The 18,306-nt window shown below is 70.7% G+C and carries 21 protein-coding genes; 11 read left to right on the top strand and 10 right to left on the bottom strand.

The features are described from left to right. Window positions 1-8: 8 nt before the first annotated feature. Both ACQP0U_RS06165 and ACQP0U_RS06160 read right to left on the bottom strand, forming a co-directional pair. Window positions 9-905 carry a ribokinase gene (locus ACQP0U_RS06165; RefSeq protein WP_433316545.1) on the bottom strand — a complete coding sequence of 299 codons (897 nt, stop codon included), beginning with the start codon at window positions 903-905 and terminating at the stop codon, window positions 9-11. 23 nt (window positions 906-928) lie between these two features. Further along, window positions 929-1,771 (bottom strand): ABC transporter ATP-binding protein, encoded by an 843-nt coding sequence (locus ACQP0U_RS06160; RefSeq protein ID WP_433316542.1) that lies wholly within the window; start codon window positions 1,769-1,771, stop codon window positions 929-931. Between the two features lie 131 nt (window positions 1,772-1,902). Between ACQP0U_RS06160 and ACQP0U_RS06155 the strand changes: the two genes are divergently transcribed. Both ACQP0U_RS06155 and ACQP0U_RS06150 read left to right on the top strand, forming a co-directional pair. Continuing rightward, window positions 1,903-2,901 carry an ABC transporter ATP-binding protein gene (locus ACQP0U_RS06155; protein WP_433316541.1) on the top strand — a complete coding sequence of 333 codons (999 nt, stop codon included), beginning with the start codon at window positions 1,903-1,905 and terminating at the stop codon, window positions 2,899-2,901. Further along, window positions 2,898-3,911 (top strand): ABC transporter permease subunit, encoded by a 1,014-nt coding sequence (locus ACQP0U_RS06150; RefSeq protein WP_433316539.1) that lies wholly within the window; start codon window positions 2,898-2,900, stop codon window positions 3,909-3,911. Before ACQP0U_RS06155 ends, ACQP0U_RS06150 begins: the two co-directional genes overlap by 4 nt. 126 nt (window positions 3,912-4,037) lie before the next feature. On the opposite strand, the gene ACQP0U_RS06145 is transcribed toward ACQP0U_RS06150, so the two are convergent. After that, window positions 4,038-5,213, bottom strand: a complete 1,176-nt coding sequence (locus tag ACQP0U_RS06145; RefSeq protein WP_433316536.1) for an ROK family transcriptional regulator — start codon at window positions 5,211-5,213, stop codon at window positions 4,038-4,040. Between the two features lie 170 nt (window positions 5,214-5,383). On the opposite strand from ACQP0U_RS06145, the gene ACQP0U_RS06140 reads away from it, so the two are divergent. Continuing rightward, window positions 5,384-6,838, top strand: coding sequence for a glycoside hydrolase family 3 N-terminal domain-containing protein (locus ACQP0U_RS06140; RefSeq protein WP_433316533.1), 1,455 nt, complete (start codon window positions 5,384-5,386; stop codon window positions 6,836-6,838). Window positions 6,839-7,066: 228 nt separating this feature from the next. On the opposite strand, the gene ACQP0U_RS06135 is transcribed toward ACQP0U_RS06140, so the two are convergent. After that, complete coding sequence (locus ACQP0U_RS06135; RefSeq protein WP_433316531.1) at window positions 7,067-7,729, bottom strand: GNAT family N-acetyltransferase; 663 nt, start codon at window positions 7,727-7,729, stop codon at window positions 7,067-7,069. A 169-nt stretch (window positions 7,730-7,898) separates the two neighbouring features. Between ACQP0U_RS06135 and ACQP0U_RS06130 the strand changes: the two genes are divergently transcribed. From ACQP0U_RS06130 to ACQP0U_RS06115, 4 genes are all read left to right on the top strand, one after another. Then, the gene (locus ACQP0U_RS06130) at window positions 7,899-8,093 is read left to right on the top strand and encodes a DNA repair protein (protein WP_433316529.1); all 195 of its coding nucleotides are present in this window, start codon (window positions 7,899-7,901) and stop codon (window positions 8,091-8,093) included. A gap of 62 nt (window positions 8,094-8,155) precedes the next feature. Further along, window positions 8,156-8,410 (top strand): type II toxin-antitoxin system VapB family antitoxin, encoded by a 255-nt coding sequence (locus ACQP0U_RS06125; protein ID WP_433316527.1) that lies wholly within the window; start codon window positions 8,156-8,158, stop codon window positions 8,408-8,410. After that, a complete protein-coding gene (locus ACQP0U_RS06120; RefSeq protein WP_433316526.1) occupies window positions 8,410-8,829 on the top strand; it encodes a PIN domain nuclease in 420 nt (139 codons plus the stop codon). Before ACQP0U_RS06125 ends, ACQP0U_RS06120 begins: the two co-directional genes overlap by 1 nt. A 112-nt stretch (window positions 8,830-8,941) precedes the next feature. Then, the gene (locus tag ACQP0U_RS06115; RefSeq protein WP_433316525.1) at window positions 8,942-9,460 is read left to right on the top strand and encodes a hypothetical protein; all 519 of its coding nucleotides are present in this window, start codon (window positions 8,942-8,944) and stop codon (window positions 9,458-9,460) included. Window positions 9,461-9,470: 10 nt separating this feature from the next. On the opposite strand, the gene ACQP0U_RS06110 is transcribed toward ACQP0U_RS06115, so the two are convergent. Both ACQP0U_RS06110 and ACQP0U_RS06105 read right to left on the bottom strand, forming a co-directional pair. Beyond that, on the bottom strand, window positions 9,471-10,199 hold the full coding sequence (locus tag ACQP0U_RS06110; protein ID WP_433316523.1) for a Clp protease N-terminal domain-containing protein: 729 nt from the start codon (window positions 10,197-10,199) through the stop codon (window positions 9,471-9,473). Window positions 10,200-10,261: 62 nt separating this feature from the next. After that, complete coding sequence (locus ACQP0U_RS06105) at window positions 10,262-11,272, bottom strand: glycosyltransferase (RefSeq protein WP_433316521.1); 1,011 nt, start codon at window positions 11,270-11,272, stop codon at window positions 10,262-10,264. A 125-nt stretch (window positions 11,273-11,397) separates the two neighbouring features. Here ACQP0U_RS06105 and ACQP0U_RS06100 point away from each other — a divergent pair, with 125 nt between their 5' ends. After that, window positions 11,398-12,213: a DUF72 domain-containing protein gene (locus ACQP0U_RS06100; protein WP_433320646.1), complete on the top strand. Its 816-nt coding sequence runs from the start codon at window positions 11,398-11,400 to the stop codon at window positions 12,211-12,213. A 9-nt stretch (window positions 12,214-12,222) separates the two neighbouring features. Here the strand turns inward: ACQP0U_RS06100 and ACQP0U_RS06095 are convergent, their stop codons facing one another. Next, window positions 12,223-14,052, bottom strand: a complete 1,830-nt coding sequence (locus ACQP0U_RS06095) for a glycoside hydrolase family 15 protein (protein WP_433320644.1) — start codon at window positions 14,050-14,052, stop codon at window positions 12,223-12,225. 138 nt (window positions 14,053-14,190) lie between these two features. Beyond that, the gene (locus tag ACQP0U_RS06090; protein WP_433316519.1) at window positions 14,191-14,517 is read right to left on the bottom strand and encodes a hypothetical protein; all 327 of its coding nucleotides are present in this window, start codon (window positions 14,515-14,517) and stop codon (window positions 14,191-14,193) included. Window positions 14,518-14,713: 196 nt separating this feature from the next. Here ACQP0U_RS06090 and ACQP0U_RS06085 point away from each other — a divergent pair, with 196 nt between their 5' ends. After that, entirely contained in the window at window positions 14,714-15,139 is a 426-nt protein-coding gene (locus tag ACQP0U_RS06085; RefSeq protein WP_433316517.1) for a VOC family protein, read from the top strand. Window positions 15,140-15,174: 35 nt separating this feature from the next. On the opposite strand, the gene ACQP0U_RS06080 is transcribed toward ACQP0U_RS06085, so the two are convergent. Together ACQP0U_RS06080 and ACQP0U_RS06075 are read right to left on the bottom strand one after the other, a co-directional pair. After that, a complete protein-coding gene (locus ACQP0U_RS06080; protein WP_433316514.1) occupies window positions 15,175-16,389 on the bottom strand; it encodes an FUSC family protein in 1,215 nt (404 codons plus the stop codon). 66 nt (window positions 16,390-16,455) lie between these two features. Next, window positions 16,456-16,752 (bottom strand): DUF6582 domain-containing protein, encoded by a 297-nt coding sequence (locus ACQP0U_RS06075; protein WP_354943265.1) that lies wholly within the window; start codon window positions 16,750-16,752, stop codon window positions 16,456-16,458. Window positions 16,753-16,901: 149 nt separating this feature from the next. On the opposite strand from ACQP0U_RS06075, the gene ACQP0U_RS06070 reads away from it, so the two are divergent. Together ACQP0U_RS06070 and ACQP0U_RS06065 are read left to right on the top strand one after the other, a co-directional pair. Next, window positions 16,902-17,201: an amphi-Trp domain-containing protein gene (locus ACQP0U_RS06070; RefSeq protein WP_433316512.1), complete on the top strand. Its 300-nt coding sequence runs from the start codon at window positions 16,902-16,904 to the stop codon at window positions 17,199-17,201. Between the two features lie 146 nt (window positions 17,202-17,347). Further along, window positions 17,348-18,223 (top strand): ion transporter, encoded by an 876-nt coding sequence (locus ACQP0U_RS06065; RefSeq protein ID WP_433316510.1) that lies wholly within the window; start codon window positions 17,348-17,350, stop codon window positions 18,221-18,223. The last annotated feature ends 83 nt before the right edge of the window (window positions 18,224-18,306 follow it).

Here is an 18,306-nt window from a genome sequence, read left to right as displayed (position 1 = left end):
CGACACGGTCAGGCCGGCGCGTACAGCTCGTCGATCTCGGCGCGTCGCGGTAGCGCCACCGACGCGCCGAGCTTGCGGACGCAGGCGGCGCCGGCCGCCGACGCCCAGCGCACCGCGTCGACCAGGTCGCGCCCCTCGCCCCAGCCGACGGCCAGCGCGGCGGTGAACGCGTCACCGGCGGCGGTGGAGTCGACCACGTCGACGCGTACCGCCGGCACGTGCACCTCGGCCCCGTCCCGGTCGACGTACCAGGCGCCCTCGCCACCGAGGGTGAGCACGGCCCGGGGGGTCAGGTCGAGCAGCGCACGGGGCTCCTCCCGACCTCGACCGGCGAGCGCCTGCGCCTCGCCCTCGTTGACGACCAGCAGGTCCACGGCGGCGAGCAGTTCGGGCGGGAGGTCCCGGGCCGGGGCGGCGTTCAGGATGACCCTGGTGCCGGCGTCGCGGGCGGCCACCGCGGCGGCGGTCACGGTCTGCACCGGGATCTCCAGTTGGGCGACGAGGACGTCCGCAGCGCGCACCGTGGCCAGCTCCTCCTCGGTGAGGCCGACCAGTGCGTCGTTCGCGCCGGGGGTGACCACTATGGCGTTCTCCCCCTGGGCGTTGACCATCACCAGTGCCACCCCGGAGGCGCCGTAGACCACGCGCAGCTGACTGGTGTCCACGCCGGCCGCGGTGATGCGGGCCTTGAGGGTGACGCCGAAGGCGTCCGAGCCGATCGCGCCGAGGAAGGCACAGGTGGCGCCGGCCCGGGCGGCGGCCACGGCCTGGTTGGCACCCTTGCCGCCGGGCACCATCACGAAGTCGGTGCCGAGCATCGTCTCGCCCAGTCGCGGCAGCGCGGGTGCCATCGCGACCAGGTCCATGTTGGCGCTGCCCACCACGGCAACCCGGGTCTGCGGCACTGTCGTCTCCGCCCGTCCGACGCTCAGGCGGCGCGAGCTGTGAAGCGGTCGCCCGACCGCTCGACCACGAGTGGCAGCCCGAAGGTCTTGGAGAGGTTGTCACCGGTGAGCGTCTCGGCGAGCAGGCCCTGGGCGACCACCCCACCCTCGCGCAGCAGCAGCGCGTGGGTGAACCCGGGCGGGATCTCCTCGACGTGGTGGGTGACGAGCACCATCGCCGGGGCGTCCGGGTCGTACGCCAGCTCGGCCAGTCGGGCGACGAGGTCTTCCCGACCACCCAGGTCGAGCCCGGCGGCGGGCTCGTCGAGCAGCAGCAGCTCCGGGTCGGTCATCAGGGCACGGGCGATATGCACCCGCTTGCGCTCACCCTCGGAGAGGGTGCCGTAGCGGCGCTCGGCGAGGCCACCGACGCCGAGTTGACTCAGCAGGGCCCGCGCCCGCGACTCGTCGCCACGGTCGTAGTTCTCCCGCCAGCGGCCGACCACCGACCAGGCAGCGGTCACCACCACATCGCTGACCCGTTCGTCGGCGGGCAGGCGCTCGGCGATCGCCGCGGTGGTGAGCCCGATGCGGGTACGCAGCTCGTTGACGTCGGTGCGGCCGATCCGCTCGCCGAGCACGTGCGCGACACCCGTGGTGGGGTGCAGCCGGCCGGCGGCGAGGTTGAGCAGTGTGGTCTTGCCGGCGCCGTTGGAGCCGAGCACGACCCACCGCTCGTCCAGTTCGACGCGCCAGGTCAGGTCCTGGAGAAGGGCGGTGCCAGAGCGGCGTACACCGACGCCGTCGAGGCTGACCACCAGATCCGGGTCCACGAGAGCGGCGGCAGGCGCGGCGCCGGCAGCGCCGGGGATCAGGTCACCAGTCACCGCACCATCCAACCACGCAGCGCCGGGGTGCCCCCCATGGGCGGCACCTCAGCCATAGGGTGAAGCGCCGTGTCGTTGATCACCCAGCCCGGAGGACGGACCATGCCCCGTCGACGTACGGAGCCGCGCGGATGAGCGCGGTCATCGAGATCGAGGGTCTGCGCAAGACCTTCCACAGCATGCGCAACGGCCGACGGGTGGCGGTGGACGGGTTCGACCTGCTGGTCGAGGCGGGCCAGGTCCACGGTTTCCTGGGCCCCAACGGCTCCGGCAAGACCACCACCCTGCGGGCCCTGCTCGGGCTGGTACGCGCCGACAGCGGCCGGATGACGGTGCTCGGCGAACCGTCGCCGGAGTTGCTGCCCCGGGTGGCGGGCCAGGTCGGCGCCATCGTGGAGAGCCCGCAGTTCTTCGGCAACTTCACCGGCTACCGCACGCTGCGGCTGTTGGCCCGGGCCGGTGGGGTGCCGGTCTCGCGGGTGGACGAGGTGCTGGATCTGGTGGGCCTGCACGACCGCGGCGATGAGCGGGTGAAGGGCTACTCGCTGGGCATGAAGCAGCGCCTCGCGGTGGCGTCCGCGCTGCTGAAGGACCCGCGGCTGCTCATCCTGGACGAGCCCGCGAACGGGCTGGACCCGGCGGGCATCCGGGAGATGCGGGACCTGATGCGGTCGTTGGCGGCCAGCGGGGTGACAGTGCTGGTGTCCAGTCACATCCTGGGCGAGATCCAGCTGATCTGCGACCACGTGACGATCATTTCCCGGGGGCGGCGGGTCGCGACCGGCCGGGTGGACGAGGTGCTGGCGGGCCACGACCGGCACGAGTTCCTGGTCCGGGTGGCCGAGCCGGAGCGGGCCGTCGAGCTGCTGCACGCGGCCGAGCTGACGGCGGTCGTGAACGGCGGGGCGTTGGTGGTGGGCGGCGTGAGCGACCCGACGGTGGTCAGCCGGGTCCTCGGTGAGCAGGGTCTGTGGGTGGGCGAGTTGACGCCGCTCCGGCCGGATCTGGAGAGCGTCTTCCTGGAGTTGACCGGCGCGAACGAGCATCCGACGGTGCCCCGGCAGGTCGACGACTCGTCGCTGCCGCAGGGCGAAGCTGTGATCGAGATCGATCGGGGAGTGGACGCGTGAACCTGGTGCGTGCCGAGTTGGAGCGACTGACCGCGCGTCGCTTCGTGCAGCTCATGGTCGTCCTGTTGGTGTTCGCGTTCGCCGTCACGGCGGCGACCACCCTTGCCGGCTCCCACAAGCCGAGCGTCAGTGAGCTGAACTCGGCGCGGGAGCAGGCCGCCGAGGCGCGACGCGACCTGGAGGCGACCCACCAGGAGTGCCTGGCCCGCCAGAACAGCACCCTCCCGGCCAACGACACGGGGAAGTACTTCCCCAGCGACTGCTCGGAGATCGACCCGATCCGGCAGGACCGGCTGCCGATCGCCGCCGACTTCCTGCCGGGTGTGTTCAGTTTCGCCGAGCAGGCACAGCCACTGCTGTACTTCCTCATCGCGTTCCTGGTGCTCTTCGGGTTCCTGGTCGGCGCCTCCTACATCGGCGCGGACCTGACCTCGGGCGGCGTGGTGAACCTGCTGCTCTGGCGACCGCGCCGGTTGACGGTGCTCGCGACCAAGCTGGGCACCCTGCTCGGCACGGTGCTGGTGCTGGCCCTGCTGGCGTCGGTGGCCTACCTCGGCACGTTCTGGGTGATCGGGCAGACCGCCGGGTTGCCGGGCCGGCTGGACGGCGATTTCTGGAGTTCACTCGGCGCGGTGCACGGCCGTGGCCTGGTGCTGGTGCTGTTGGCCTCCGCGCTGGGCTTCGCGATCGCCACGCTGGGCCGGCACACCTCGGCGGCGCTCGGCGCGTTCGCCGCGTACGTGGTGGTCTGGGAGTTGGGCGCCCGGCTGGTCCTGGAGATCATCGACGCACCGAACTCGGACCTGTTCATGCTCTCCAGTCACATCGGGGCGTGGCTCAACGGCGGGGCGCGGTTCTACGAGGAACAGCTCTGCGTGGGCAGCTCCGGCCCCTACTGCGACGGGTTCTACACGATCAGCTGGGGGACGTCGCTGCTGGTGCTGCTCGTGCTCACCGGCGGGCTGACCGCTGCGGCGTTCGCCGTGTTCCGTCGCCGCGACCTGATCTGAGGTCTCACCGGGCCGCCCGTCCTGGGATGGGCGGCCCGACGGACCGGGTCAGGCCGGTACGCGGCAAGAGCTTGCACCGCCCGGACGTGCGGTGAAATATTCCTTCACATGACCGCCGCAGCGGGCTCAGCCGACGGTGGAGCCGAACACCTCGTCGCGCACCGCGTCCAGGGCGGTGCGCAGCGCGCCGTGCAGGATCGGCTCCTCGGTCAGCCCGGTCGGCACCACGCGCGGCTGCACCAGGGTGATCGCCGCGACCTCCTGCTGCACGCGGTCGGCGAGCGCCGCGCCACCGGCCTGACCCACCTCGCCGGCGAGCACGACGAGCGGTGGGTCCAGCACCACGCAGGTGCTGGCCACGCCGAGCGCGAGCCGACGGGCCAGTTCGTCGAGCATCGGGCCGCCGTCGGCACCGGCGGCGACGGCCGTGCGCACCGCCTCGGCGGCGTCGGCGTCCGGGTAGCCGTGCTCAGCGGCCACCGCACGCACCGAGTCCGCGCCGATCAACTGCTGGAAGGCCGGCTTGGCGCGGCGCGAGACGTCGCGCGGGATAGGCGCGCCCGGCACCGGCAGATAGCCAATCTCCCCGGCCGCACCACTGCTGCCGTGGTGCAACCGCCCGCCCAGCATGATCGCCAGGCCGACACCGGCACCCACCCAGACCAGCACGAAGTCCGACAGCCCCTGCGCGGCACCGGATTGCGCCTCGGCCACCGCGGCCAGGTTGACGTCGTTCTCGAAGACCACAGGCGTGTGCAGGTCGTCGCGCAACGCGGCGAGCAGACCGCTGTGCCAGCGGGGCAGGTTGAAGGCGAAGGTGATGTCGCCGGTGCCGGGGTCGACCAGGCCCGGCGTGCCGAGCACGATCCGTCGTACGCTGCTCAGCTGCGCCTGGGCGCTGCTCGCCGCCTGCACGACGGCGTTGTGCACCACGCCCACCGGGTCGTCGGTGTCCCGGGTCGACTGCTCCACCCGACCGATGACCGCACCGGTGATGTCGGCGCACGCGGCCACCACCCGGTCCGGCCCGACGTCCACGCCGACCACGTGCGCGCTGCCCGGGCGGACCGCGTAGAGCTGAGCGTTCGGCCCTCGCCCGCCGGCCTGCTCGCCGACCCGCGCGACGAGGCCACGCTCCTCCAACCGCTCGACCAGTTGCGAGGCGGTGACCTTCGACAGGCCGGTCAGCTCGCCGAGTCGAGCCCGGGTCAGCGGGCCGCGTTCGAGGAGCAGTTCCAGCGCGGCACGGTCGTTGAGCGCCCGCAACAGGCGGGGGGTGCCGGGCAGCCGGGTCGCACTCATGACACGTCCTCTAGTTTTAGTAAACTTTGCTAACTGTAAACCAACCTGCGAACGGGTAGCCGTAGCGTAACGGTCACTCGGCGGTGGGACGCTCGGCCGAGTCGGCAGGGCCAAGACCACCACCGGTACGACGTTTCGTACCCGCGGGGGCACCGAAGGGGGAAGATCACGTGGGGTTGGATCCAGGACTGCGCCGACTGGCGCTGGGCACGCTCCTCGCCGCGTACCCGGGACCCGTCCCGCCGGACTGGGCGGTCGACCTGCTGGGCGACGGGCTGGCCGGGCACACCCTGTTCGGCACCAACGTGCACGACCCCGCGCAGGTGGCGGCGAGCACCGCCGCGCTACGCGCCGGCCGGCCGGACGCGCTGATCGCCATCGACGAGGAGGGTGGCGACGTGACCCGGCTGGCGCACGCCACCGGCAGCCCGTACCCCGGAAACGCCGCCCTCGGGGCAATCGGCGACGTGGCACTCACCCGACGGGTCTACCAGTCGATCGGCGCCGAGCTGGCCGCGCTCGGCATCACCGTCAACCTCGCCCCCACCGTCGACGTCAACACCGCCGACGACAACCCGGTGATCGGCACCCGGTCCTTCGGCGCGGATCCGGTGCGGGTGGCCGCCCACTCGGCCGCCGCCGTGGCCGGGTTGCAGGCCGCCGGCGTGGCCGCCTGCGCCAAGCACTTCCCCGGGCACGGCGCCACCGTCACCGACTCCCACCACGAGCTGCCCACCGTGGACGCTCCGCTGAGCCTGCTCCGCCAGCGGGACCTACCGCCGTTCGCGGCAGTGGTCGCCGCCGGGGCGCGCGCTGTGATGACCGCGCACATCCGGGTGCCGGCGCTCACCGGCGCCGATCCGGCCACCTTCAGCCGAGCCGTCCTGGTCGACCTGCTGCGCACCGAGTACGGCTTCACCGGCACCGTCATCACCGACGCGCTGGAGATGAAGGGTGCCGCCGTGGCCGCCGGCGGTGTCGGACCGGCCGCGGTCCGCGCGCTGAGCGCAGGCGCCGACCTGCTCTGCATCGGCGCGAAGGTTGATGCCGAACTGGTCGAGCGGGTGGCCGCCGAGATCGTCGACGCCCTCGCCGACGGCCGGCTCGCCAGGGCGCGGGTCGAGGAGGCGGCCGGCCGCGCCGCCGACCTCGCCGCCTGGACCCGGGCCGCCGGCGGGTCGCCGGCCACCGGAGACACCGAGCTGGGGTACGCGGCCGCGCGCCGCGCGGTCCGGGTGGACGGCCTGCTCACCGGCCTGGACCAGCCACTCGTGGTGCAACTGCACACCGAGTCGACGATCGCCGAGGGCCGGGTGCCCTGGGGTCTCGGCCCCCACCTGAACGGTGTGCCGGAGATCCGGGTGATCGCCACCGAGACCGACCCGGCCACGCTGCGCGGGCTGGCCGGCGACCGTCCCATCGTGCTGGTCGGGCGACACCTGCACCGGCTGCCCGGCGGCCCGGAGCTGATCGCCGCCCTGGCGGCCCAGCATTCGGTGACCGTGGTGGAGATGGGCTGGCCGGCGCAGTGGCGGCCAGTGGGCGTCCGTGCCTTCGTCACCACGTACGGCGCGAGCCACGCCAACGGTCGCGCGGCGGCCGAGGCGCTCGGCCTGGCCCGCTGACCGCACGCTACGTCACCGACCCGACCGACGGTCTCGGCCAGCGAAGCCGCAGGTCAAGTCTGGTTTTCGACACTCCGAACCGACAGCTCCCACCTTGCCTCGAGCCAGTTCGATACGTAGCGTGATCGACACGTAGCGGCTCGCCCACGGCGAGGCCGCTACACCCGGTACCGGGGCCTGGGGGGAGGTTGCGGACCGTGGATCCGGCCCGGGATCCACGGTCCGCGCTCAGCGCGGATAGACCCCGTACGCGCGCCAGCCCCGGTCCGGGAAACCAGCCGCTTCGGCGACCCGGGCCGAGGCGTGATTGTCCCGCTCGTGCAGGTAGGTGGGCACCGCTCCCTCGTCGAGCACCCGCCGCGCCGCCTGGGCCACCAGTCGACGGGCGAGGCCGCGCCCCTGGGCTGCCGGCACGGTGCCGATGGCCAACTCGTGCCCGTACGCGTCGTGCCGCTTGATCCCGGCACCGGCCAGGTAGGACCCGTCCGGGCCCCTGACCACCAGCACCGGCCGATCGAAGAGTCGCAGCCAGGGCGGCAGCCCGGGAGCGGTCGGGTCGGTCCACTCCCCCACATCCGGCAGCGGCGCGGGTGCCACACTCCACCGGAAGGGGCCGTCGTGCACACAGAATTCGGGCCGGCCGACGGCCTCCGGCAGCGCGGCGAGCAGTCGAGCCGGCGTACGGCGAAGCAACGCGCGGATCGCCTCCGCGCGGTCCGGTGCCACGGAGAGCACGGCGCTCTGCCCGGTGTCCACGGCCAACGCGGGGCGCAGCCGACCGTCCCAGGCCGGTTCGGCCCGCCGCTGCGAGGCGACCACGTGCAACCCCGGCCCGGCCGGCCACTGGCCGAGCCAGGTCGCCAGGTGCAGGTGAAGTCGCCGGTCGAGCATGCGCACCTCCCCGTCACCCGACCCGTCGTCGATCACCGTACGCCGGACGGCAGGGCCGGGCGCAGGATACGTCAGGGCCGGGTGGGCCAGCGGTGCGGGAACCAGGCACATGAATCGACCGTCATATGTATTTCCATACCTGGACACCTTTCTTTGGGACGGTGAACGCATGCCGATTCAGCCGAGCGACCACTACCAGCAGGACCCCGAGCGACTCTGGCGGGCGGCCGAGGCCGTCGGAGGCAATCCGCCCCAGCCGCGCTACCGGAACCCACGGACGAGCGGCAGCGGAGACCTGTCGTGGGCCGGGCTGAACAAGCTGCCCATCGGCAGCTCCAGTCGGCACCGCCTGAACACCCACTGACGCACCACGGATCCCTCTAATCTGGTGCCTTCCCAACACGCATTCTGGTGTATCGTCACGCCATGACTCGTATCACCGTAGACGTGAACGATGAGTGGCTGGACGCCGCGAAGGATGTGCTTGGGACCGACACCAAGGTCGCCACCATCAATGCGGCCCTGCACGCGTTCGCCATACGCCGGCAGGCTCGCGAGATTGTTGCTGCGTTCGATCAGGTAGAGATGGACTTCTCCGGGTCCGTCGACGCCTGGCGCTACGGTGGCGGCCGCGACCTGGACTCGCTTACCGAGCAGGCGCGCGACGCCGAGGCAGCCTGATGGGTGGTCAGATCTATCTTGCGGACACCTCGGTCTATGTTCTACAGGGTCGCCACGCGTCGGTCCGGCGACGCTTCGAGACACTTCTGGCCGAGGGGCGGCTCGCCGCCTGCCACATGACCAGCCTGGAATACCTCAACAACGCACCCCACCCGAAGGGGTACGAGATCCTCTGGCAGGCACTGCGCGGCGGTCGCTGGATTGATGTGTCGACAGCGGCGATGGACCGTGCCATGGCGGTTCATCGCCTACTCGCGGCCGAGAGCCAGCACCGCAACTTCCGGCTGCCCGATCTGATCATCGCGGCGACCGCAGAAGAGCACGGCGCGACCGTCCTGCACTACGACGCCGACTACGACCGCATCACCGCTGTCACCGGGCAGCCCACCGAGTGGGTGGCACCAAAGGGCAGCCTCTGACGTTCGCCCGGGGGGCGACACACCGGAGGAGGTCCAGCGGCGGCTTTCGCACACCTGTCGGGTAATTTCTTGTGGTCCGCCATCCCGGCCTACGACAGGAGAAGCTCCGCGCATGGGCAAGAAGACGATCCACGTCTCCGACTTCACCGGCACGGTTCTGCAGCAGGACGACGAGGTGGTCCGCGTCGTCGTGCTGGAGCACCCGGACCTGGTCGCCGGGCCTGTGCAGTTGGACGCCACCCCGGGCGAGGTGGAGAACATCGACGACGCCGCGCTGGACGTGGCGGTGGTGGAGATCCACGACCGGCACGGTGGCGGAGAGCCCCGCCGGGTGGTGTTGACCGCCAGCGAGTTCGACGCGATGGCCACCGACGTGCCGATGGCGCAGCTGTTGAAGACGGCCGAGCGGGTCCGCCCGCCCAAGGCCCGCAAGAGCGTCGAGAAGATCGACTACGGCACGCTTGAGCACGCCGGCAGGCCACACCGGGGCCGGGTCACCGAGGAGGAGGCCCGCCTGGTGCGCGAGCAGCTCGACGAGGTCAACAAGCGCCTCGCCGACGCGGGCGTACGCCAGATCGACAGGGCCGATCCGGAGCACGCCCTGCGTTACGGCTTCCCTGAGGCGGTCTGACCCGGGGTTCTCACTTCTCCCCGACGGCGGCGGCGAGGGCGGCGGCCAGGTCTGCCTCGACCGCCGCCTTGTCCAGGCCGAGGTTGGTGAGCACGCCGGCGCCGTCCTCCTGCTCCAGCAGGGCGAGCAGGATGTGCTCGGTGCCGATGTAGTTGTGCCCGAGGCGCAGCGCCTCCCGGAAGGTCAGCTCCAACGCCTTCTTACCCCGCGCGTCGTAGGGGATGAGGTCCGGAACCTGCTCGGCCCGCGGCGGGAGGACGGCACCGACCGCCTCCCGTACCGCCTCGGGGGTGGCCCCGCGACCAGCCATCACCCTGGCGGCCAGCCCCTCCGGCTCGGCCAGCAGGCCCAGCACCAGGTGCGCGGGGCCGATCTCGGCGTTGCCGCTGGCCCGAGCCTCCTCCTGCGAGGCCACCACCACGTTGCGGGCGCGAGGGGTGAAGCGGCCGAAGCCGGCGTTGGGGTCGAGCGCGGCCGCGTCTGTCGCCTTCGGCACGAAGCGCTTCTGCGCGGCCTGCTTGGTGACGCCCATGCTGCGGCCGATGTCGGTCCAGGAGGCGCCCGAGCGCCGGGCCTGGTCGACGAAGTGCCCGATCAGGTGGTCAGCCACCTCGCCGAGGTGGTCGGCGGCGATGACCGCGTCGGTGAGCTGGTCGAGCGCGTCGGTGTGCGCCGTCTTGATCGCCTGGATCAGGTCGTCGAGCTTGACGGTGTTACCGATCTGGAGAGGATCTGTCATGCGTCAACCATAGGTTGACGCAGGTATCGCGTCAACCCTGAGTTGACGACTTCGACGTTCGGTCAGGCCATGTAATCCGGCAGGAGCTGGGCGACGTCCGCTGGCGAGGGCATGGCGGCGATCTCCTCGGCGATCAGACGGGCCGCCTCGCGCTGCTCGATCTGGCCGCGCTGCGGGAGCAGGAGGCGCGCCTGCTCGGCGATGGCGCTCTTGTCCACCTGGCCGGGAAGGAGCCGCAGAGCGACGCCGGCGGCGGCGAGCGTGTCGGCGTTGGCGAACTGGTCCGCGCCCTGCGGCATCAACAACTGGGGTACGCCCGCCGCGAGCGCGCCGAGGGTGGTGCCGCTGCCTCCGTGGTGCACCACCACGTCGACGAGCGGCAGCAGCTCCGCCTGCGACACCCACGGGTGCACGCTGACGTCGTCGGGGATCTCGCCCAACTGCTCCAGGGGCACCCGGCCCGCCGCGACCACCACCTGCGCGTTCAGCGTCGCCAGACCGGCGATGGCGGTGCGGAGCAGCTCCGGCGTTCCGAACGCGGTGCCGAGGGTCAGGTAGATCAATGGTCGGGACGTCCGACGGCTCACCCGCTCGGGCAGCGGCGCCGGAGTCGAGAAGGCGACCGGTCGCAGCTCGATTCGACGTTCGGTGGCGAGGAAGTCCTTGTCCTGCAACGACGGCGGCCAGATGTCCAGGTGCGGCCGGCCGACGACCTCGGCGTTCCTGGTGGGGAGTTCCAGACCGATGCCCTCGGGGAACATCCGGCCGAACCCGTGCCACAGGCCCGGAATCCCGGCCCGATGAGCGGCCACGGCCGCCCCCGGCAGCCCCCACTCGTGCACCACCAGGTCGGGTCGCAGTCGCGCCAACTCCGGTGCGAGATCCTCGGCGTACACCTCGTAGAAGGCGTCGCCGGGGCGGAACGGCCGCAGGCCGTGCGCGGCGAGTGGCGCGTGCACCTCCGCGCCGGCGGCGAAGTGCACCTCGTGCCCGGCGTCCCGGGCGGCGATCGCCAACGGGATCAGTGGATAGGTGTGACCGACGGACGCAAGACTGGCGAACAGCACGCGCATGGCGTCGGACCCTACCTGCCGCACCGTCGGCCCGGCCGGGCCCGCAAGGCCCGTATACGGTGGGCTCCGGTCTAACGGGTTCACCGGCGGGAAGGGCGGTCATGCGTCTGCACGTGGGGTGCGCGATGTGGAGCCACCGGTCGTGGCCGGGCCACCGGTTGCCGCCCGCCGAGCGCCTGCGGCACTACGCCAGCTGGTGTGACGCCGTGGAGGGCAACACGACGTTCTACGCGACCCCGGCGCGCGACACCGTGGCCTCGTGGGCCGCGCAGACGGATCCCGACTTCCGCTTCGTCCTCAAGCTGCCCAAGGTCATCACGCACGAACGCCGGCTCACCGACGTCGGCGATCCGCTGCGCGCCTTCCTGGACGCCATCGAGCCGCTCGGCCCGCGCGCCCACGCCCTCTGGATCCAGCTACCCGGCTCGTTCGCGCCCGTCGACGTCCCGGCACTGGGCCGATTCCTGGAGCAGCTTCCACAGTCCCACCGGTACGCGGTGGAGGTCCGCCATCCCGCGTTCTTCACCGACGACCGCGCGGCCCGGCTGCTCGCGGCGACCCTCGCCGCCGCCTCCGCCGAGTGGATCCCCTTCGACACGACCGCCTTCTTCGACACTCCGCCGACAAGCGACGCCGAGCGGGACGCCTGGACCAAGAAGCCCCGCGTGCCGCTCCGGTCCCTCGCGCTGACCGACCAGCCGATCGTCCGCTACCTCGGCCGCGACGACTCGACGCGCACCGTCGAGGGGTGGCAACGCTGGGTCGACGTGACAGTCACCTGGCTGCGCGAGGGGCGTTCGCCGACGATGTTCATCCACACCCCGGACAACGCCGACGCGCCGACGCTCGCCCGCCGGTTCCATGACGAGGTACGGGCCCGCGTACCCGGGCTCGACGCGTTGCCCGAGCCGATCCCGGTCGAGCCGCTCACGCTGTTCTGACGGGGCCGGTCAGCCCTGCTGGTCGAGCAGGTCGTCCAGGTGGGTCGCCGTGCTGATCAGCGAGAGGTGGCTGAACGCCTGCGGAAAGTTGCCGATCTGCGCACCGGTCGGCGCGATCTCCTCGGAGTAGAGGCCGAGCGGGTTGCTGTAGGTGAGCATCTTCTCGAAGGTCAACCGGGCGTCGTCGATCCGGCCGGCCTGGGCGAGCGCCTGCACGTACCAGAAGGTGCACATGCTGAAGGTGCCCTCGGTGCCGGCCAGGCCGTCCGGCGAGGCGTTCGGGTCGTAGCGGTAGACGAGGCTGTCGGAGACCAGTTCGGCGTCTATCGCCCGCAGCGTCGACTCCCACATCGGATCCATCGGCGAGATGAAGCCGAGCCCGGGCATGGCAAGCAGCGAGGCGTCCAGGATGTCGGTGCGGTAGTGCTGCACGAAGGCTTGACGACCCGGGTGGAAGCCACGCGTCATGACCTGCTCGTAGATGGTGTTGCGTTCGGTCGTCCAACGGGTGGTGTCACCGGGGCGCCCACGGCGCTGCGCGAGGCGGATGGCGCGGTCCAGCGCCACCCAGGACATCATCCGCCCGTACGTGAAGTCCTGCCGCCCGGACCGGGTCTCCCAGATGCCGTCCTCGGGCCGGTCCCAGTGCTCGCAGAGCCAGTCCATCAACTCTGCCGTCTTACGCCACCCTTCGTACGGAGCGATCAGGCCGTTCCGGTCGGCGAGTTCCAGGGAATTGAGCGCCTCGCCGTGGATGTCGAGTTGCAGCTGGCCCGACGCGCCGTTTCCGATCCGCACCGGTGCGGAGCCGCGGTATCCCTCCAGATGGCCGAGCACTTCCTCGGGCAGGTCCGGTGAGCCGTCGATCCGGTACATGACCTGCAGGGGCAGATCGGGGTCGCGGGCGTCCCGGATGCGCGCGTCGAGCCAGAGCAGATACTTCTCGGCCTCGTCGGTGAAGCCGAGCTTCAGCAGCGCGTGCACCGAGAAGGACGCATCCCGGATCCAGGTGTAGCGGTAGTCCCAGTTCCGCTGCCCGCCGATCTGCTCGGGTAGTCCCGCGGTGGGCGCGGCGACCAACGCACCGGTTGGCGCGTACGTCATCAGCTTGAGGGTCATCGCCGACCGCTCGACCGCCTCCCTCCAACGGCCCCGATATCGGGAACGACCCACCCACCGCCGCCAGAAATCGCGGGTCTCGGCGAGCAGTTCGCACGCTTCCTCGGTGCTGAATGCTCGGGGCGCGTGCGGGCAGGCCGTCTCCAGGACCACTCCGCCGATGTCACCCGCGTGCAGCGTGATCCGAGCCGATACACCCTGCGCGTCGCGGCGGATCGCCCCCTCGTCGATCAGCCCTTTCGCATCCTTGAAGGGGGCTAGGGTGAAGGTCAGTGTCTGGCTCCGGAAGACGTCGCCCTCGGGGTGCACCTCAAGCTCGAACGGGTCGCGTCCGTAGTTGAACCGGGGCTGACAGTCAAAGCGGAACGGCATGCTTCCCCGGATCATGCGGACCAGCCTGATCAACCGGTGTCGATCGGTGGCCTGCGCGCCGGTGACGGGCATGAAGTCCAACAGCTCACCGACACCGTCGGCGCTGTGGAAGCGGGTGATCAGGATTGGCGTACCGGGCAGGTAGAGCTGCTTGCTCGTGTAGTCGATACCGTCGGGTGAGAGCTGGAAGTGTCCGCCCTTGCGGTGGTCCAGCAGCGCGCCGAAGACGCTCGGCGAGTCGAAGCGGGGCGCGCAGAACCAGTCGACAGTGCCGTCCGTGCTGATCAGCGCAGCGGTCTGCAGATCACCGATCAGACCGTGGTTCTCGACTGCCGGGTAGCTCTCCACGCTGTCCCCCGCCATCCGTGCTGGCAATGGCGGCGACTACCCGGCAGCCGACGAAAGATGCGGCCCGCCGGGCGTCAGCTCCCGGCCCGGGACGGGGCGTACCGTCAACGGCGGCCCCGTCCCGGGTGCGCGGTGGTCTCAGATCGCGCGGAAGCTGGTGTACTGCCCAGCGGGGTAGGTCCGCAGCGTGCCCACACCCGTCGCCTGCCCGGAGCAGTCCGCGGTCCGGTAGAAGGTGACGTCCTGGAAGCCGCTCCAACCGACATGACTGTCGGCGGTCGAGGGCAGTGGCGCGCAGGCGCCGGTCGGTGCCGGGACGTTCAGGACAGCAGTGGTGAAGGTCCCGCTGTAGAAGGTCAGGCCGGCTTCCTGAGCCGAGGCGGGCGAGGCCAGGAGGCCGAGCCCGGCGGTCATGATCGCCGACATGGTCAACACTGCGCCGGTCCGGGCTGCTCGTGCTCGCATGGGCACACTCCAATGCATCGATGGACTCCCCGACCATCCTCGCCACATGTTGTTGACAGCGCAACAATTTAGTTGAACTGTTCAGCAATTTCACAGCCGGAGCCCGGCATCGTCGAACCCGCCGGCGATTGCGGAAGCGCTCCTTCCGCAATCGCCGATAGCGTCAGCACCGACGACATCGACGAGAGGACACCTGATGAGTTTGCGGGGATTTGCCACACTCAACATCTGGGCGGACGACGTGGAGGCCGCCACCGCGTGGTACGCCGACCTTCTCGGCATCGAGGCGTACTTCACGCGCCCCGGGCCCGACGGACGCCCGGCCTACACCGAGTTCCGCATCGGGGACTACCAGGCCGAGCTGGGCATCATCGACCGCAGGTACGCACCCGCAGGCACCGCGACAGGGCCTGGCGGCGTGGTCATGCACTGGTGCGTCGACGACCTCGACAAGACAGTCGAGCGACTGTTGGCGATGGGCGCCACGGAGTACCAGCCGATCACCCCGCACGGGGACGGAGGGTTCGTCACCGCGTCGGTTGTCGACCCGTTCGGCAACGTGCTGGGCGTCATGAAGAACCCGCACTACCTCGACGTCCTCGCATCGCTGAAGGCCACCTGACGCTCAGCAGTGGCGGCGGAGGCGCCGGGCCGGGCTCAGTCCCGCTCGTCCCGGTCCGCCGTCCGCCGCACCAACACCGCCGCCTCGCCGGCATCCAGCCCACTGGCCATCAGCAGGTCGTGTGCCGAGGTACGGAACTCACCCACGGCGATCATGCCCGAGTAGCCCAACCGGTGTGTGTGCGGGCGGGTGGGATCCGGTGCAGCGTCTCCCTGCGCCTTCCCGACCAACTCCACTGCGGTCAGGACCTGCTGGCGTGCCTCCCGCGGCTCGGCACGCGCGCGGATCGAGCATCTCAGGGTCTGCACGCTGGCTGCCAGCAGGTCGATGGCCGCGGGGAACTCCTCAGGCATCGGTTCGCCGTCCCGAAGGGCCTTCGTGAGCCGTCTCGCGATCGCGCGACAGCCGTAGAGGCTGCGCTCCAGATGGCGGACAGCGTCGGTGTAGAAGGCCAGGGACGTGCGTTCGCGCCAGCGCAGTGGCGCCAGTCGCACGACCTCCTGAGCGGCGCCGAGCCCCTCATCCAGCGCGTTGAGCCGGGAGCCGAGGCCGCGCAACGCGCCAAGGCTCCGCTGGGCACCATCAAGATCACGAACGCGCAGCGCCGTGGCCAGGTCGTGCAGGGCGGCGATGGCCGGGTCGAGGACAGGTTCGGCCAGCCGCCGCACGGTCCGCTGCGGATGGATGGGCACCACCAGCAGACCGACCGCCAACCCGATCAACCCGCCGACTGCGGCGTCGACGAAACGGGGCACGGACAGGTCCCGCACGGGTGGTTCCAGGGTGGCGATGAGCACCGCGGTGCCGCCGGCCTGGGTGAGCAGTGAACCGCCGCCCTTGAACAGCACGGCGACGATGATCGCCAGCACGACGACCACACCGGTCTGCCAGGCCCCGATGCCGAACAGCGGCATGAGCGTGTCACCCACGGCGAGCCCGAGGACGACCCCGACCAGCAGCTCGACGGTGCGCCGCAGGCGCGAGCCCATCGAGGCGGCCACGATGCCGACCGCGATGGTGGGCGCCAACACCGGGGTGGGATTGTCCAGGAACTGGTACCCCACGAACCAGGCGAGCGACGCCGCGATGCCGGCCTGCACGGCGAGCAGCCCGAAGAGGCGGAGTCGCCAGACGCGGGAGCGCACCGCGTACCGCATTCGCTCGCGTAGGCCGGCCCAGGTTCGGCCGACCCGGGACTCCCCGTGCGGGTCCGGGTCGGAGGCGGTTGCCGGCTCCTGCGTGGCGGGCATCCGCGCCGCTTACCCAGCGGAGACGGACCTATCCGGCGAGTGGGGCCGAATCATGTGCGCGTCAGGTCAGTGGGCGGGATTCGGGGTGTGTGGGAGTTTGCCGAGTTGACGCCAGTTCGTCTCCGCGACGTCGACACCGTAGTGCGCGGCGGCGGCGAGGATGTTCTGAAACGCCAGGTCCCGCTCCTTGTCGGTGACGCCCTGCACCTGGTCGAACCGGGCGATGGCGTTGCGGACGTGGCCCGCGTCGGTCATCGGCTCCTTGCGTTTGTCGGGGAACGCGAAGACGCTCTCCGGCAGCTCGCGCTTGTCCTTGTCCGACAGGCCGCCGTGCTTTTCGTGGGGTTTCCAGGTCGATGTCATCTCCCACCAGTACCCACCAGGAGTCCGGCAGCACCTGCCTCGCCGACATTTCTCCTGCTGGCGACCCCTCACCACAAGATCCATACCACGCCGCCAACGCACGCGCAGCCGAAGCCCCTTCCGCAGTGAGTCCCTTGTGGAGTGCGAGCATGGCCGGCATGGATATCTACGAGGACGCCCGTACGGTGTCACGCTCGGACCTGGCCGCCTGGTTGCGTCAGCTTGCGCACCAGTTGGAGTCCGATGGGCGGCTCTTCTACGGCGCGGCGGGTGCCGTGTCTGTGGCGGACACCGTGCGGTGCGAGTTGGAGATCGAACAGGAGAGCGAGACGGAGGTGTCCGTCGAGATCGAGTTCTCCTGGACCGTGCCGACGTCCGTGCCGGCGGTGGACGAGGTGGAGAAGTCTCCGAGCGGAGACCAGCAGGCCGAGGTCACGCCGGAGGCGTGACCTCGAGCCGACAACGTGTCGCACGGCGGCCATCGATGCCGGTGGCCGCCACCGTCGTCACCCCTGTCGAACAACAGGTGCGAAGCGACCCCGACGGCGCGGTGATCCGGTCCGCACCATGATCCCGAACGGGCCCGAGAGGAACGATGACGAGCGCAGTACCCGGCCGGATGCACCGGCTGGCCGATGCGTGCCAGGAGTTGACAGCCGCCCCCTGGTTCAGTCTGGCCAGCTTCCTCGTGATCACCGTCAACGCGTTGGCGCTGGGCCTGGAGACGTACGGTCGAACGATCGCGGTGGCCGGGACCCCACTCCAGACAATCGAGTACGGGTGTCTCGCGTACTTCGTGGTCGAGCTCCTGGCACGGTTCGGGGCGCACCTGCGCCGGCCCGGCGACTTCTTCCGAGATCCGTGGAACGTCTTCGACCTGCTCATCGTCGCGGCGCCACTGATGCCCGGCGTACGCGAGAACGTCACGATGCTGAGGCTGTTGCGTCTCGCCCGCATCGTCCGCGCGTTCCGCCTCTTCCCCAGCCTGCGCGTGATCCTCGTCGGGATCCGGCGCAGCCTTCCCGGGCTCGGCAGCTTCCTTCTGGTCACGGTCCTCGTGCTGTACGGGTACGCGATGCTCGGCTGGATGTTGTTCGGTGTGGCGATTCCCGAGCGGTACGGCACGGTGGGTCAGGCGATGCTCACGCTGTTCCTGCTGTTGTCGCTGGACGGCATCACCGACACCCTCCAGGCTGGCCGGGAGGTCACCGAGTGGGCGGTGTTGTACTACGTCTCGTACATGGTCGCCGCCTGCTATCTGCTGACGAACCTCCTGGTGGGGGTGGTCCTGAACGCCCTGGACGAGGCCCATCAGGAGGAGCGCGCAGCGGCGGTGCGTGCGGCCCGGCCGGAGGTCAGCGACGACTCCAGTGCGCCGTCCGTGCACGAGCAGTTGGCGCAGTTGCGCACGATCATCGCCGACCTGGAGCATCGACTGCCGAAGGCCACGGACGCCGCACGCGAGGCGTGACAGTCCTCTGTGGATTGTCCTTCCGCGTGATGATCTAATTCACCCGCTAGTTCCACTTCCGGGTGGGATGTCCCACCTGCTGC

This window comes from Micromonospora sp. CA-269861 (assembly GCF_050948505.1).
Lineage (GTDB): Bacteria > Actinomycetota > Actinomycetes > Mycobacteriales > Micromonosporaceae > Micromonospora.
This window is presented reverse-complemented; position numbering and strand designations above follow the sequence as displayed.

What these genes read in the sequence shown, in the direction of transcription:
- ACQP0U_RS06155 (WP_433316541.1), top strand. Translation starts at nt 1,903, where the DNA reads ATGAGCGCGGTCATCGAGATCGAGGGTCTGCGCAAGACCTTCCACAGC.
- ACQP0U_RS06145 (WP_433316536.1), bottom strand. Translation starts at nt 5,213, where the DNA reads ATGAGTGCGACCCGGCTGCCCGGCACCCCCCGCCTGTTGCGGGCGCTC.
- ACQP0U_RS06135 (WP_433316531.1), bottom strand. Translation starts at nt 7,729, where the DNA reads ATGCTCGACCGGCGACTTCACCTGCACCTGGCGACCTGGCTCGGCCAG.
- ACQP0U_RS06130 (WP_433316529.1), top strand. Translation starts at nt 7,899, where the DNA reads ATGCCGATTCAGCCGAGCGACCACTACCAGCAGGACCCCGAGCGACTC.
- ACQP0U_RS06125 (WP_433316527.1), top strand. Translation starts at nt 8,156, where the DNA reads ATGACTCGTATCACCGTAGACGTGAACGATGAGTGGCTGGACGCCGCG.
- ACQP0U_RS06120 (WP_433316526.1), top strand. Translation starts at nt 8,410, where the DNA reads ATGGGTGGTCAGATCTATCTTGCGGACACCTCGGTCTATGTTCTACAG.
- ACQP0U_RS06115 (WP_433316525.1), top strand. Translation starts at nt 8,942, where the DNA reads ATGGGCAAGAAGACGATCCACGTCTCCGACTTCACCGGCACGGTTCTG.
- ACQP0U_RS06110 (WP_433316523.1), bottom strand. Translation starts at nt 10,199, where the DNA reads ATGACAGATCCTCTCCAGATCGGTAACACCGTCAAGCTCGACGACCTG.
- ACQP0U_RS06105 (WP_433316521.1), bottom strand. Translation starts at nt 11,272, where the DNA reads ATGCGCGTGCTGTTCGCCAGTCTTGCGTCCGTCGGTCACACCTATCCA.
- ACQP0U_RS06100 (WP_433320646.1), top strand. Translation starts at nt 11,398, where the DNA reads ATGTGGAGCCACCGGTCGTGGCCGGGCCACCGGTTGCCGCCCGCCGAG.
- ACQP0U_RS06090 (WP_433316519.1), bottom strand. Translation starts at nt 14,517, where the DNA reads ATGCGAGCACGAGCAGCCCGGACCGGCGCAGTGTTGACCATGTCGGCG.
- ACQP0U_RS06085 (WP_433316517.1), top strand. Translation starts at nt 14,714, where the DNA reads ATGAGTTTGCGGGGATTTGCCACACTCAACATCTGGGCGGACGACGTG.
- ACQP0U_RS06080 (WP_433316514.1), bottom strand. Translation starts at nt 16,389, where the DNA reads ATGCCCGCCACGCAGGAGCCGGCAACCGCCTCCGACCCGGACCCGCAC.
- ACQP0U_RS06075 (WP_354943265.1), bottom strand. Translation starts at nt 16,752, where the DNA reads ATGACATCGACCTGGAAACCCCACGAAAAGCACGGCGGCCTGTCGGAC.
- ACQP0U_RS06070 (WP_433316512.1), top strand. Translation starts at nt 16,902, where the DNA reads ATGGCCGGCATGGATATCTACGAGGACGCCCGTACGGTGTCACGCTCG.
- ACQP0U_RS06065 (WP_433316510.1), top strand. Translation starts at nt 17,348, where the DNA reads ATGACGAGCGCAGTACCCGGCCGGATGCACCGGCTGGCCGATGCGTGC.